Source organism: Mesorhizobium sp. L103C105A0, from assembly GCF_000502215.1.
Classification (GTDB): domain Bacteria; phylum Pseudomonadota; class Alphaproteobacteria; order Rhizobiales; family Rhizobiaceae; genus Mesorhizobium.
The window spans coordinates 595463-608824 of sequence record NZ_AYXF01000002.1 but is presented as its reverse complement, the minus strand read 5'-3'; the positions used below and the strand labels follow the sequence as shown (position 1 = coordinate 608824).

The 13362-nt window shown below is 63.9% G+C and carries 10 protein-coding genes and 2 pseudogenes; 5 read left to right on the top strand and 7 right to left on the bottom strand.

Features of this window, described 5'->3' with window-relative positions; genetic code table 11:
- The first annotated feature begins 27 nt into the window (after window positions 1-27).
- The 3 genes from X727_RS156830 (at window position 28) to X727_RS156840 (ending at window position 2962) form a co-directional block, all read left to right on the top strand.
- Window positions 28-1041, top strand: coding sequence for a substrate-binding domain-containing protein (locus X727_RS156830; RefSeq protein ID WP_023833897.1), 1014 nt, complete (start codon window positions 28-30; stop codon window positions 1039-1041).
- An 86-nt stretch (window positions 1042-1127) separates the two neighbouring features.
- Window positions 1128-1925, top strand: coding sequence for an ATP-binding cassette domain-containing protein (locus X727_RS156835; protein WP_023668308.1), 798 nt, complete (start codon window positions 1128-1130; stop codon window positions 1923-1925).
- Complete coding sequence (locus tag X727_RS156840) at window positions 1922-2962, top strand: ABC transporter permease (RefSeq protein ID WP_023833896.1); 1041 nt, start codon at window positions 1922-1924, stop codon at window positions 2960-2962. The genes X727_RS156835 and X727_RS156840 overlap by 4 nt, the downstream gene beginning before the upstream one ends.
- A 318-nt stretch (window positions 2963-3280) precedes the next feature.
- Here X727_RS156840 and X727_RS1000000169775 read toward each other — a convergent pair.
- The 3 genes and pseudogenes from X727_RS1000000169775 to X727_RS156845 all read right to left on the bottom strand — a co-directional run.
- Window positions 3281-4987, bottom strand: a pseudogene (locus tag X727_RS1000000169775) (3'-5' exonuclease); the annotation flags it as partial.
- 226 nt (window positions 4988-5213) lie between these two features.
- Window positions 5214-6047, bottom strand: a pseudogene (locus X727_RS1000000169770) (UvrD-helicase domain-containing protein); the annotation flags it as partial.
- A gap of 80 nt (window positions 6048-6127) precedes the next feature.
- On the bottom strand, window positions 6128-6961 hold the full coding sequence (locus X727_RS156845; RefSeq protein WP_023833895.1) for a DUF2059 domain-containing protein: 834 nt from the start codon (window positions 6959-6961) through the stop codon (window positions 6128-6130).
- A gap of 272 nt (window positions 6962-7233) precedes the next feature.
- Here X727_RS156845 and X727_RS156850 point away from each other — a divergent pair, with 272 nt between their 5' ends.
- The gene (locus X727_RS156850; protein ID WP_023833894.1) at window positions 7234-9546 is read left to right on the top strand and encodes a glucose/quinate/shikimate family membrane-bound PQQ-dependent dehydrogenase; all 2313 of its coding nucleotides are present in this window, start codon (window positions 7234-7236) and stop codon (window positions 9544-9546) included.
- 116 nt (window positions 9547-9662) lie between these two features.
- Here the strand turns inward: X727_RS156850 and X727_RS1000000167810 are convergent, their stop codons facing one another.
- Entirely contained in the window at window positions 9663-10175 is a 513-nt protein-coding gene (locus tag X727_RS1000000167810; protein WP_155922556.1) for a hypothetical protein, read from the bottom strand.
- Between the two features lie 135 nt (window positions 10176-10310).
- On the opposite strand from X727_RS1000000167810, the gene X727_RS156855 reads away from it, so the two are divergent.
- Window positions 10311-11216, top strand: a complete 906-nt coding sequence (locus X727_RS156855; protein ID WP_023833893.1) for a dienelactone hydrolase family protein — start codon at window positions 10311-10313, stop codon at window positions 11214-11216.
- A gap of 3 nt (window positions 11217-11219) precedes the next feature.
- On the opposite strand, the gene X727_RS156860 is transcribed toward X727_RS156855, so the two are convergent.
- The 3 genes from X727_RS156860 to X727_RS156870 form a co-directional block, all read right to left on the bottom strand.
- Window positions 11220-11669, bottom strand: coding sequence for a response regulator (locus X727_RS156860; protein ID WP_023668313.1), 450 nt, complete (start codon window positions 11667-11669; stop codon window positions 11220-11222).
- On the bottom strand, window positions 11666-12814 hold the full coding sequence (locus tag X727_RS156865; RefSeq protein WP_023668314.1) for a histidine kinase dimerization/phosphoacceptor domain -containing protein: 1149 nt from the start codon (window positions 12812-12814) through the stop codon (window positions 11666-11668). The genes X727_RS156860 and X727_RS156865 overlap by 4 nt, the downstream gene beginning before the upstream one ends.
- 260 nt (window positions 12815-13074) lie before the next feature.
- Entirely contained in the window at window positions 13075-13272 is a 198-nt protein-coding gene (locus X727_RS156870; protein WP_013531006.1) for a hypothetical protein, read from the bottom strand.
- Window positions 13273-13362: the final 90 nt, after the last annotated feature.

Below are 13362 nucleotides of genomic sequence, written 5' to 3'. Positions count from 1 at the left end.
CACCGAGGACAAAAGGGAGGAACGTGCATGAGCATCGCAATGAGAACGACACTTCTGCGCTCGACCGTCGTGGCCGCCGCCACGGCGCTGTGCGCTGCCATCTCCACTCTGCCGGCGCAGGCGCTCGACGCCCAGTGGTGCAAGGATGTCCACATCCGCTTTTTCGTCGGCGGCGCCGAGGGCGACGCTTTCGGCACCATCGTCTACAATGGCGCCAAGCAGGCGACGTCCGATCTCGGGCCGAAAGTCGACTACATCTTCTCGCAGTGGGACGTCGAGAAGATGGTGCAGCAATTGCGTGAGGCCGTCGCCGTGAAGCCAAACGGCATTGCCATGATGGGCCATCCGGGCGACGCCGCGATCATGCCGCTGGCCGAACAGGCGCATAAGGACGGCATCAAGATGATGTACCAGAACGTGCCGGTGCCGAAGGTGGTGGACGCGTTCGGCGGCGGCTATGTCGGCGCCCAGCAGGAGCAGCAGGGCCGCGCGCTCGGCACTGAGGCGTTCAAGCTCGGGAAGCTCAAGTCCGGCGACAAGGCAATCATGATCGGTCCGTTCGAGAACGAGGCCCGCGGCGCGCGCGAGCGCGGCACGGTGGCAGCACTCAAGGAAGCCGGCGTCGAGGTCATCCAGCTGTCGTCGCCGCCGAGCGGCGAATGGGCGTCCGACCCCAATCTGGCGATACCGGTGATCACCGCGGCCCTGCTCAACAATCCCGACGTCAAGGCGGTCGGCTATCCCGGCGGCCAGATGCTGGGCAACGTCGCCACCTACATGCAGGCGGCAGGACGCAAGCCCGGCGACATCTTCAACTTCGGCTTCGATACCAGCCCGCAGATCGTCGAGGCGTTCAAGGGCGGCTGGGTGCAGCTGACGGCTGATCAGCAGCCGTTTCTGCAAGGCTATCTGCCGATCCTCAGCCTTTGCCAGCAGGTGGTGCTGGGCCTGGCGCCGATGAATGTCGACACCGGGGCGGGCTTCGTCACGCCGCAGAATTACGAGATCGTCGCCGAGCTCGCCAAGCAGGCGCTGCGCTGACCTCCCAAACTGCCGGCTGGGCGCAAGCCCGGCCGGCAGGACCGCCGGCACCAGGCCGGGATGATACCACAGGAGCGAGGATCGCCATGGCCGAACGCATCATCGAACTGCGCGACATCAGCAAATCCTATGGCCAGGTCTATGCGCTGGGCGGGGTCAATCTCTCGGTCGACCGCGGCGAGGTGGTTGGCCTGATCGGCGACAATGGCGCCGGCAAATCGACGCTGATCAAGATCCTGTCCGGCGTCGTCAAGCCGACCAGCGGCGAGATCCTGGTGCGCGGCAAGCCGGTGACCGGCTGGAGTGCGGCACGCTCGCGCGACGCCGGCATCGAGACGGTCTTCCAGGATCGGGCGCTGGCCGTGCAGCAGACCATTGTGCGCAACATCTTCATGGGCCGCGAACTCACCGGCTTCATGGGCTTTCTGAAGGTCAATAAAGAGATAGAGGAGGCGAGCCGGCTGATGCGCGAGATCGGCTTCACCTCGAAGGTGTTCACGCCGCACTCGATCGTCGGCCAGCTCTCGGGCGGCGAGCGCCAGGGCGTGGCGATCGCGCGCGCCATCTACAAGCAGGCCGAGCTGATCATCCTTGACGAGCCGACGACGGCGCTGTCGCTGACCGAGACCGCCAAGGTCTTCCATTTCGTGCGCCAGGTGCGGGCGAGCGGCCGTTCGATCCTGTTCATCGGCCACAACATCCACCATGTCTTCGACATCGCCGACCGCTTCGTGGTGATTGACCGCGGCAAGGTGGCGCTGACCGCCGATCGCACCGAGGTCAAGTCGGCCGAAGAGCTGATCAATTTCATGGAAGACGTTGCGCATCCCGGAGGATTGCCGGGGCTGCACGAGGCCGGCGACGCGGAGAGGGCAGCACGATGAGCAAGACCATGGAACCCGATCTGCAGAGCCCGCTCGGCGGCAAGGCGGCCCGGCCTGAGTGGAAGCACCCGTCCGACCATTGGCTGCGCGGTTTCGTCATCGACAACCGCGCAGCGCTCGGCACGCTCGCCGTGTTCATCATCATGATGGCGGCGTTCCTGATCGCCAACCCGACCGTGTTCACCACCTGGTATCTCTACAGATCCGTGCTGACCACGCTGCCGGTTGCCCTGTTCGTGGTGGTGCCGCTGGTCTTCGTCGTCACCTGCGGCGAGATCGACCTGTCGTTTCCCGCAACCATGGGCTTTGCCTCCTGGGTGTTCGCGCTGGTGGTGCAGGCCGGCTACGATCCGTTTCTCGGCATCGCAGCGGCGATTCTCACCGGCACGCTGCTCGGCTTTCTCGTCGGATCCCTGGTCGTTTATGGGGGGCTGTCGTCGCTGATCGCCACCCTCGGCATGAATTTCCTGCTGCGGGGACTGATCCAGATCATCAACGAGGGCAGATCGACGGCATTGACCGGTCTCAGCGACAGCTGGGCGTACACCATCTTCTCCGGTCAGGTGTGGGGTTTTCCGGTACAGGTCTTATGGGCACTCGCCTTCGTCATTTTTTCGGCAATGCTCTACAACCGGCACCGCTTCGGCGCGCAGGTGAGGGTCGTCGGCGACAACCCCGACAGCGCCCGGCAAATGGGCATCGACGTCAAGCGTGTGCGGGTGAAAGTGTTCATCTTCACCGGCATCGGGGCCGCGATCGCCGGCACGTTTTCGGTGATGATCAACTTCACCTGGTGGCCGACCGCGGGCGACGGCTATCTCTTGCCGGTGCTGGCTTCGGTGTTCGTCGGCGGCACGCCGACCTGGGGCGGCATCGGTACGGTTGCCGGTGGAGCGATCGGCGCGGTCACCGTGTCGTTCATCCAGACCGGCGTCGTGGCGGCGGGCCTGAGCGGCTTCTACGTCCAGTTCTTCAACGGGCTGATCATCATCCTGTCGCTGCTGGGGCACAAGTGGAACCAGGCGCGGTACAGGTGAGGGGCGGGCTAAATTGACGGGGACGCTCATGTTGCGGACCGCATGCCCCGACGACTGGGCAGACGCCCGTCGCTTCGTCATTCTAAGGCGGAGCAGGAGCGAAGCTCCGTCGCGTAGACCCTGGAATCCATTCCGCGACCTTGGCGTGCAGCTGCGCAGGATTCCGCACCGTGGCAACGCGTTGAAGACGCGGGATGGATCCTCGGGTCTACGCTGCGTCGCTACGCTCCTTGCTCCGCCCGTGGATGACGAGGCGGGGAGGGCTCCGCCAGACTACAACAATGTGGTCGCTTGTAGGACAACAGGACAAGCGGGCGCTCACACCGCCGCCACAAACCCGTCCAGCACGCGTTTCTGGCCGGCCTTGTCGAAGTCGATGGTCAGCTTGTTGCCTTCGATGTTGGAGATGTTGCCGTTGCCGAATTTCTGGTGGAAGACGCGGTCGCCGACGCTGAAGGGCGACGGCGTGTCGGCGACGGATTTGGCGACCAGTTCGCCGTCAATGGTGCGGCCTTTGACGCTGGTTCGGCCGGCGCCGTAGCCGGAGTCGGTCTCGCCATAGCCGATGCGCTCGACCTGGTGGCCGGAGCGCGAGCCCCAGTTGCGGTCGGTCGCCTCGGTGCGGTTGGCCTGCGCGCGCTGCCAGCCGGGCGTCGCATAGGTGTTGGAGAAGGCGCCGGATTTTTCCGCGCCGACATTGTCGAAGCGCGAGGCGCCGTAGGGGTTCTGCCGCCCTGCGCCCTGGCCGCCACGGCCCGACGCGAACGAACCGCCGCCATAGGAATTGCCGTAGCCGCCATAGGAGTTGCCGCTTTCGGCGACCTCGACATGGGCTTCCGGCAGTTCGTCCAGAAAGCGCGACGGGATGGTCGACTGCCACAGGCCGTGGATGCGGCGGTTGGAGACGAACCACAGATGCAGGTTCTTCTTGGCCCGGGTCAGGCCGACATAGGCGAGACGGCGCTCTTCCTCCAGGCCGGAGCGGCCGCCTTCGTCCAGCGCGCGCTGATGCGGGAACAGGCCTTCCTCCCAGCCGGGGAGAAAAACCGTCTCGAATTCGAGGCCCTTGGCCGAATGCAGGGTCATGATGTTGACGGCATCCAACTCGGCATTCTGCTCGGCGTCCATGACCAGCGCGACATGCTCGAGGAAGGAGCGCAGCGATTCGTACTCCTCCATCGAGCGGATCAGCTCTTTCAAGTTTTCCAGCCGGCCCGGCGCCTCGACCGAACGGTCGTTCTTCCACATGTCGGTGTAGCCGCTCTCCTCCAGAATGGTCTCGGCGAGCTCGGTGTGCGGCGTGGTTTCCAGCGCCTTCTGCCAGCGCTCGAAATTGGCCGCCACTTCGCGCAAGGCCGCGCGCGGTTTCGGCTTCAGCTCGTCGCTTTCCGCAAGCTTGGCGGCTGCCTCCAGCATCGGGATGCGCAAGCTCCGCGCCGTGTCGTGGATCTGGCGGATGGTGGCTTCACCCAGGCCGCGCTTGGGGACATTGACGATGCGCTCGAAGGCGAGGTCGTCGGCGCCCTGCGCGACGACGCGGAAGAAGGCCAGCGCATCGCGGATTTCCATGCGCTCATAAAAACGCGGGCCGCCGATGACGCGGTAATTGAGGCCGAGCGTGACGAAGCGGTCTTCGAATTCGCGCATCTGGAAGGAGGCGCGGACCAGGATGGCCATGTCGTTCAGCTTGTGCTTGGCACGCTGGTAGGTCTCGATGGTTTCGCCGACGGCGCGGGCTTCCTCCTCGGAATCCCAAGCGGCGTGAACATGCACCTTCTCGTCGTCCTCGGCGACCTTCTCGGTGAACAGCGTCTTGCCGAAGCGACCCTCATTGTGGGCGATGAGGTGCGAGGCGGTGCCGAGGATGTGCGCCGTCGAGCGGTAGTTGCGTTCCAGCCGGATGATGGTGGCGCCCGGGAAATCCTTGTCGAAGCGCAGGATGTTGTCGACCTCGGCGCCACGCCAGCCATAGATCGATTGGTCGTCGTCGCCGACGCAGCAAATGTTGACTTTGTTTTCGCTCACGGGCCGTTCCGCGCCTGCCGGCTCAGGCCCTCCGCCCCCTCTTTTTTGCGCGCCTTCGGCGTCGCGGGAGTCGCCTCGCAACGGCTCGGACGCCTGGTCGGGCTTGCGGCCTTCGGCCGATCGCACTTTACCCTCCCCTGGATGGGGAGGGTCGCCGCGAAGCGGGGGGGAGGGGTGACTGGCGCCGGCGCTGCCNCGGCGCGACCTCCCCCATCGAGGGGGAGGTAGGTCTTTGCGCCAGCAGCCGCAGCCACATGTATTGCGCGGTGTTGGTGTCCTGGTACTCGTCGACGAGGATGTATTTGAAGCGCTTGTGGTAGTCCTTCAGCACGTCCGGATTGGCGCGGAAGATGCGGATCGGGTGGCAGAGCAGATCGCCGAAGTCGCAGGCGTTCAGCGTCTTCAGCCGCTCCTGATAGGCCTTGTAGAGTTCCCGGCCCTTGCCGTTGGCGAAGCTGCGCGCGTCGCCCTCGGCAATGTCGGCGGGGCCTTGGCCCTTGTTCTTCCAGCCGTCGATCATCTGCGCGAACTGCTTGGCCGGCCAGCGCTTGTCGTCGAGGCCTTCGGCCTGGATCAGCTGCTTGATCAGCCGTACGACGTCGTCGGTGTCGAGGATGGTGAAATCGGATTTGAGCCCGGCCAGCTCGGCGTGGCGGCGCAAGAGCTTGACGCCGATGGAGTGGAAGGTGCCGAGCCACGGCATGCCCTCGACGGCTTCGCCGACGAGATGGCCGATGCGCTGCTTCATCTCGCGCGCGGCCTTGTTGGTGAAGGTCACCGCCAGGATCTGCGAGGGGAAAGCCCTGCCGGTGGCCAGGATATGGGCGATGCGGGTGGTCAGCACGCGGGTCTTGCCGGTGCCGGCGCCGGCCAGCACCAGGACCGGGCCTTCGGTGGTTTCCACCGCCAGCCGCTGCTCGGGGTTGAGGCCGTTGAGATAATCGGGCGCGCTGTTGGGGCCGCTGCGGGCCGCCATGGCGCGCGCGGCTATGCCCGACGGGGCCGCGGGCCGCGCATTGGGTTCGTCAAAAAAGGGCATGTCTTCCGCAAAGCCGGACATCTCCCCCGAATGTAGTGATTCGGGAGCGAAAGACCAGAAGTGTCTACGTTTTGTTCTGCTAAAGTGCCCGATACTGCGGCTCAGGCCTTTCGGTAACCGAGCGCGACGAACAATCGATGTCCGAACGAGCGCGCTTCCTCTGTCATCACCATGCCAAAGGCCGTCAGCATCTGGTCGTAATAGCGGCTGCCCGCGGGTGACGCCAGGAATGTCGAGTACAGTCTGAGATCGCCGAGCGGGAGATCCCGGTACGTATAAGCGCTACCCTGCATGGCATTCTGTTCGATGTTCTGGCGAATTTTCACGGATTGCTGACGCACCAGCACCATGATCTGTTCGTCCGACAGAGGCTTTCCGGCTGCGCCCAGCATCCCCGTAACCATCGCGTAGCTCATGTTCAGCGCTATCGCCTCGCCGGTGTCGACAGCGCTGATATCGTCGATGATCTTGCGGTACAATTCGAGCCGGGCTGGATCCTTGGTCGGAAGCTCGGCGAGGATTTGCTTGCCCTCTGTCTTCTTGCTTTGCCTGCCTTCCGGGCCAGACGACTGGATTTCCAAAGCGGTGACGTGCTTGCCCAACGGGGAAGCGTAAAACGCTGCGAGGTCGGACAGATCGGTGGCCGACAGCCTGTCCGCCATCCGCGATTCGATGGCAGTCTCCATTTTGACTGCGTCGAAGGCGCCTTCCAGCGCGACCGACAAGGCGTCCTGGAAATTTGCCGGTAACGGTTCGGGTATGGATTTCGTGGCTGCGGCGATGCCGGGACCGATGCCCATCAGCATCTCGTGAAAGCCGTTTGCCTTATTGATCTCGCTAAGCGTCTGTGCCGGCGCGGCCACTGTGCCGGCCGTGAGCGCGACGAAGCTACAGAGGACAAGGACTACTCGCGTCAGAGGCGAGGCGAATGACATCACTCTGGTTGCTCCTGATGATTGGTCGAAAGCAGACTGCTGGAAAACCCGGATGCCGGCAAGGCGGGATTGCCACCTTGGCGTGTGGCCTCGAAAAACGCGCTGTTACGCAAGAGAGCCTGCGGCATGGCCTTTTGGTTTCGCCATGGATCGCTCCCCGGCGGCTTGACAGGCACGGCGGTCGGGAGAAGGTTGTACCGCCGGGGGCAGGATTGGCATACCTTTGCCCACGGCCGCGTCGCGGAATGCGCATCAGTCGAAGGAGTATCGTCTTGGCTGTCGTCATCACCTCCCTCATCCTGTTCCTCATCGGCCTCGCACTTGGCGGCGGCGGCGTCTGGCTCGTGATGCTGGGCGGCAGCTGGTACTATGTCATCACCGGTCTCGCCTTCCTGATCGCCGCATGGCTGCTCTTCCGGCGCAAATCGACGGCGCTCTGGCTCTACGCGGCGATCGTGCTCGGCACGCTGGCCTGGGCGGTGTGGGAAATCGGCTTCGACTGGTGGGAACTCGGACCGCGCGGCGGCATCATCGTGCTTCTGGCGCTGTGGCTGCTGACGCCATGGGCAAGACGGGGCCTGACCGGCCCCGACGCGCGCGCGCCGCTCATTCTGGCCGTGCTGGCTTCGCTCGCCGTCGCCGGTTATTCGATGACGGCCGATCCCAAGGACATCGCCGGCGACCTCAGCGCCGACAAGGTGACGCCGACTGCCGATCTCGGCGGCAATGTGCCTCCGGGCGAATGGCATTTCTACGGCCGTACGCAATTTGGCCAGCGCTATTCGCCGCTCGACCAGATCACGCCCGACAATGTCGCCAAATTGCAGCCGGCCTGGACCTACCAGACCGGCGACGTGAAAGGGCCGGACGATGTCGGCGAAACCACCTACCAGGTGACGCCGCTGAAGGTGGGCGACTCGCTCTATATCTGCACGCCGCACAATTTCGCCATCGCCATCGATGCCGCCACCGGCAAGGAGAAATGGCGTTTCGATCCCAAGATCAAGCTCGACAAGGACCGCCAGCACCAGACCTGCCGCGGCGTGTCCTATTATGCCGATGCCAAGATCGCCGCCGGCCAGCCTTGCGCGACGCGCGTCTATCTGCCGACCTCGGATGCGCGGCTGATCGCGCTCGACGCCGCCAACGGCCAGGTCTGCCCGTCCTTCGCAGAGGCCGGCACGCTCAATCTGTTGACCAACATGCCGTATCCGAAGTCGGGCTATTATTACTCGACCTCGGCGCCGCTGATTGCCGGCGGCAAGATCATCATCGGCGGCGCGGTCAACGACAATTATTCGACGCAAGAGCCGTCCGGCGTCATCCGGGCCTTCGACGTCGACACCGGCGCCCTGGTGTGGAACTGGGATTCCGGCAATCCGGACCAGACAACGCCGCTGGCGGCAGGCCAGACCTACACCCACAACTCGCCCAACATGTGGTCGACGGCAAGCGCCGACGAGAAGCTCGGCCTGCTCTATGTGCCGCTCGGCAACCAGACGCCGGACCAGCTCGGGATGGGCCGCAGCGCCAATGTCGAGAAGTTTTCCTCCTCGATCACCGCGCTCGATCTGGCCACCGGACAAGTGCGCTGGGTGCGGCAGACCGTGCATCACGACCTCTGGGACATGGATGTGCCGGCACAGCCGACCCTGGTCGACATCACCACCGCTGCCGGCGTCGTTCCGGGCCTGGTTGGACCGACCAAGCAGGGCGACCTCTACGTGCTCGACCGGCGCAGCGGCGAGCCGATCATCCCGATCAAGGAAGTGCCGGCGCCGGGCGGCGCTGTCGAGGGCGATCACACGTCGCCGACGCAGCCGGTCTCGGATCTCTCCTTCAATCCGAGGCCGCTGACCGGCGCCGACATGTGGGGCATCACCATGTTCGACCAGCTGGCCTGCCGGATCGAATTCCAGGGTCTGCGCTACGAGGGCCGCTATACCCCGCCATCGGTGCAGGGCTCGCTGGTCTATCCCGGTAATTTCGGCACCTTCAACTGGGGCGGCGTCGCCGTCGATCCGGTGCGGCAGGTGATGTTCGGCATGCCGACCTATCTGGCGTTCAAATCGCAGCTCATTCCGCGCGACCAGGTGCCGCCCCCGGATGAGGGGCGCGGCAGCGAGCAGGGGCTGAACCGCAATGAGGGCGCACCCTATGCGGTGGTGATGGGGCCGTTCCTGTCGCCGCTCGGCGTGCCCTGCCAGGCGCCGCCATGGGGCTATGTGGCGGGAGCGGACCTCAGAACCGGCAAGATCGCCTACAAGCACCGCAACGGCACCGTCTATGACATGACGCCGTTGCCCTTGCCGCTGAAGGTCGGTGTTCCCGGCATTGGCGGGCCGATGATCACCGCCGGCGGCGTCGTCTTCCTGGGCGCGGCGGTCGACGACTATCTGCGCGCCTATGACCTGACATCGGGCAAGCAGCTCTGGCAGGCCAGGCTGCCGGCCGGTGGGCAGTCGACGCCGATGACCTACACCGTCGCCGACGGCCGCCAGTTCTTGGTCATCGTCGCCGGCGGCCACGGCTCGGTCGGCACCAAGCCGGGCGACTATGTGATGGCCTATACGCTGCCGAAGTAGCAGCGATGCGACTTAGGTAGGTGATCGGCCCGGCAGATATTCTGGCAATGTCGCGCCGCCCCTCATCTGCCTGCCGGCATCTTCTCCCCGTATAGTGACGGGGAGAAGGGGCAGCTTCAGCGTTGGCGCCCTTTCCTGCAACGCTGGCGATTGGCGAAATCATCGATGACGGCATCCTTCTCCCCGTCACTATACGGGGAGAAGTGCCCGGCAGGGCGATGAGGGGCAGCAGCAGCCTTGGTCAGCTTGCGTAAGAGATGGCCTTTGAGGCTGGGCACGGAGCCCAGTACTTCATTGGTTAGCTGCGGCCCTGTTTCGGCCTGCTGGATCAGCGTGGTGACGGCCGACGCCGGTCGACGCGGACATTCACCATCCGAGCGGCGGCTGCGGCAGCAGCGGAGCGCATTGCCAGCAAGGCAGCAACAGCAAGCACGAGCGCGCTTGCAAGGATCGGAGTAGACAAGGTCATGGCGTTGTTCCTTCTCGTCGGGCTCGCCGCTACGAGCGAGACCATCATCAGCTTCCTTCCATATTGTGGCGGCACCATCGACATTCTCTGAAATGACCAAAATGTGATGGGCGCGTTCCGCGGGGCCGCCGCATCGTTCGATGGCGCAAGCGTCACCCATCCGAGACTGGACCGTGCGAGCTTGCACCCTATCTTGATCCGCGAGTCATCCCGGAGTGACCGCGAGGTCATCCCGGAGTGACCATGAGGTCATCCCGGAGTGACCGTGAGATCATCTCCTAACGAGGAGCACGCCATGACGAAACCCACCGCCGAAGCCGTCAAACCTGCCAAACCTGCCATCACCCAGGCGATGATCGATGCCTATGACGAATACACGCATCTGACGCTCGACCGCCGCCGCTTCATGGAACAGCTGACCAGGCTTGCCGGATCGGGCGCGGCGGCGGCCGCGATCGCGCCGCTGCTTGCGGCGAATTCGGCGCAGGCGGCAATCGTCGCCGACAACGATCCGCGCGTGAAGGCTGAAGATATCACCTATTCCGGCAGCAGCGGTGAGATGCAGGGCTATCTGGTCAGGCCGGCGGACCAGTCCGGCAAGCTCGGCACCGTCATCGTGGTGCATGAGAACAGGGGGCTCAACCCGCATATCAAGGATGTGGCGCGGCGCGTTGCGCTGGAGGGGTTCGTGGCGCTGGCGCCGGATTTCCTGTCGCCGCTCGGCGGCACGCCCGCCGACGAGGACAAGGCGCGCGACATGTTCACCAAGCTCGACGCCAGCCAGGTCACCGCCGATGGTGTGGCGACCATCGCCTATCTCAAGGGCGAGAAGGACGGCAACGGCAAGGTCGGTGCTGTCGGCTTCTGCTGGGGCGGCGGCACGGTCAACAATCTGGCGGTCAACGCGCCCGATCTCGCCGCCGGCGTCGCCTACTACGGCATGCAGCCGAAGGCCGAGTATGTGGCGAAGATCAGGGCGGCGCTGTTGCTGCACTATGCCGGCCTAGACGAGCGCATCGACGCCGGCATCGATGCCTACAAGAAGGCGCTCGACGCCGCCCATGTCGAATACACCGTCTATGTCTATGACGGCGTCAACCATGCCTTCAACAACGACACCTCGGCCGCGCGCTATGACAAGAAGGCAGCCGATCTCGCCTGGGGACGGACGATCGCTTTCCTCAAGGAGAAGCTGGTGTAAGCTTCAGGCCGCCGACGACGCCCATACGCTTTCATAGGCCGGCGACAGCGTAAAACCGGCCGGCAGCACCGAGACCGGGGGCGGGCGCCGCACGCCCTCCTGCAGATAGCGCAACGCCGACACCAGTCCGTTCATCGTGTAGGGCTTGGCGATGACGCCGATCGCGCCGGCGAAATGGTCGGGGATGCGTTTTGGATTGGCGGTCATGAACACCACCATGGAACGGTTACCCTCGCGGATATGCTCGGCAACCTCGACCCCGGTTGGTCCGTCGGCGAGGTGGATATCGACAAAGGCAATATCGGCATCGGCGGTATCAATCATACCTCTTGCTTCGGCCAACGATGTCGCCCAACCCACAACGCTGTGGCCGGCTTCCTCGACGAGGCTTTCCAGTTCCATCGCCAGCAACGCCTCATCCTCGACGATCAGGACCTTGAGCGGTTCGTTCATGACAGCTTCCCTTTCTGCTGCGGTTCGTTCGGCATCGAGATGACGACCTTTGTGCCCGGGCCGGCGTCGCGCCATTCGATGTCGGCATGCAACTGACGGGCAAGCGACTTGATCAGCCGCATGCCGAAAGAAGCATCGCCACTGGCCTCGGCCATGCCGACGCCGTCATCGGAAACCTCGATGTTGAAGTGGCCGTCGGGCTGGCTCATCTTGATGCCGATGCGCCCCGCGGTGGTGCCGTCCGGCTTTTCCTTGAAGGCATGCTTCAGCGCGTTGGTGACAAGCTCATTGACCATCAAGGCAACAGGCGTGGCTTTTTCGGCCGGAATGACGATGGGTTCGAGGTCCAGCGTCGGCTTGATCTCGGCGCGTCCGGATGCGGTCAGCAGGTCGGTGACCAGATCCCTGGCGAAATCTGAGACATCGAAGCGGCTGACATCCTTTGACTGGTAGAGACGGCGATGCACCGTGCTCAGCGCCTCGATGCGCTCCAGCATGGTGGTCAGCGATCGCTTTGTCGCTTCATCCTTGATTGCCCGGCTTTGCATGATGATCAGCGAGGAGATCATCTGCAGGTTGTTTTTCACCCGATGGTCGACCTCGTGCAGCAGCGTGGTCTGCGCCTCAAGGGCGGCCTCAAGCTCGCGCGTGCGTTCCTTGACAGCCTTTTCAAAGCGGTTCTTGTCGGCGGTGATGCGATCCTCGGAGCGCTTGCGATCGGAGACATCGAGCTGTGAGGCAAAGAAGAACAGGAGTTCGCCTTTGTCGTTGGAAACCGGGCTGATGTAGAGCGCATTCCAGAATGTCGAGCCGTCCTTACGGTAGTTCAACAGATCGATGGCGATATCGGTTCCCGCTGCTATCGCGTCGCGCACGCTAGCCACAGCTGCCTTGTCTGTCTCTGGCCCCTGCAGGAAGCGGCAGTTCTTGCCCATGACCTCGTCGCGCTCGTAGCCGGTCAGGCGCAGGAACGCGTCATTGGCAAAGACGATCGGATTGTCCGCCTGACGGGGATCGGTGATGACCATCGACATGCGGGTGGCGCGGATGGCGGCCGCGAACGGATCGCCCTTGCCGTGCTCGGCATGCAGATTGTCCGTCATGTGCCATGCGTCGGCCGGTTCCCTGGTCCTTTTCCAGTCCATGCTTTCACTCCAAGCCGTTTTTCAGGGGTCACAACGGCTTAGACGTGGAATTGGTTCAATCTTGATCTTCTTGTCGCAGGCAGCCGTTTGCGAAACCGAATCGCCGGTTGCGCAAACTGTCGAAATGAACGGTTTTTGAAGGTTGTCGGATGTAGTCGATTCGCTGAAAGCAGGGCTGGCGCCGACCTATAGAAATGATCAGGTCGCAATGGTCCGTGGCGGCGCTCGCCGGTGGCGGCTTTCTCAGAGCAGGGGAAACGTCAGGCGTGGCCACGCTTCATGCGCGCCTGCTTCAGGATGGCGCGCCAGCGGATCATGTCGAAGGGGATAGGCTCGTTGTTGTTGGCGATGTGGAAGATCTCGTTGTTGACGTTCTTCAACGAGCGCCAGAAATCATAGTCGGTGATGCGCGGATCGGCAGCCAGCCTGTCCACCTCGACCTTGATGTCGGTTTTCATGCACGTTCCTCGAACCGCCTGTTGCCCGCCGCCCGCATCGCAACTCGCATGGCACCGTTCTCAAACGGTCCGCTGAGTCGTTCAATGGCT

What these genes read in the sequence shown, in the direction of transcription:
- X727_RS156830 (WP_023833897.1), top strand. Translation starts at nt 28, where the DNA reads ATGAGCATCGCAATGAGAACGACACTTCTGCGCTCGACCGTCGTGGCC.
- X727_RS156835 (WP_023668308.1), top strand. Translation starts at nt 1,128, where the DNA reads ATGGCCGAACGCATCATCGAACTGCGCGACATCAGCAAATCCTATGGC.
- X727_RS156840 (WP_023833896.1), top strand. Translation starts at nt 1,922, where the DNA reads ATGAGCAAGACCATGGAACCCGATCTGCAGAGCCCGCTCGGCGGCAAG.
- X727_RS156845 (WP_023833895.1), bottom strand. Translation starts at nt 6,961, where the DNA reads ATGTCATTCGCCTCGCCTCTGACGCGAGTAGTCCTTGTCCTCTGTAGC.
- X727_RS1000000167810 (WP_155922556.1), bottom strand. Translation starts at nt 10,175, where the DNA reads ATGGGTGACGCTTGCGCCATCGAACGATGCGGCGGCCCCGCGGAACGC.
- X727_RS156855 (WP_023833893.1), top strand. Translation starts at nt 10,311, where the DNA reads ATGACGAAACCCACCGCCGAAGCCGTCAAACCTGCCAAACCTGCCATC.
- X727_RS156860 (WP_023668313.1), bottom strand. Translation starts at nt 11,669, where the DNA reads ATGAACGAACCGCTCAAGGTCCTGATCGTCGAGGATGAGGCGTTGCTG.
- X727_RS156865 (WP_023668314.1), bottom strand. Translation starts at nt 12,814, where the DNA reads ATGGACTGGAAAAGGACCAGGGAACCGGCCGACGCATGGCACATGACG.
- X727_RS156870 (WP_013531006.1), bottom strand. Translation starts at nt 13,272, where the DNA reads ATGAAAACCGACATCAAGGTCGAGGTGGACAGGCTGGCTGCCGATCCG.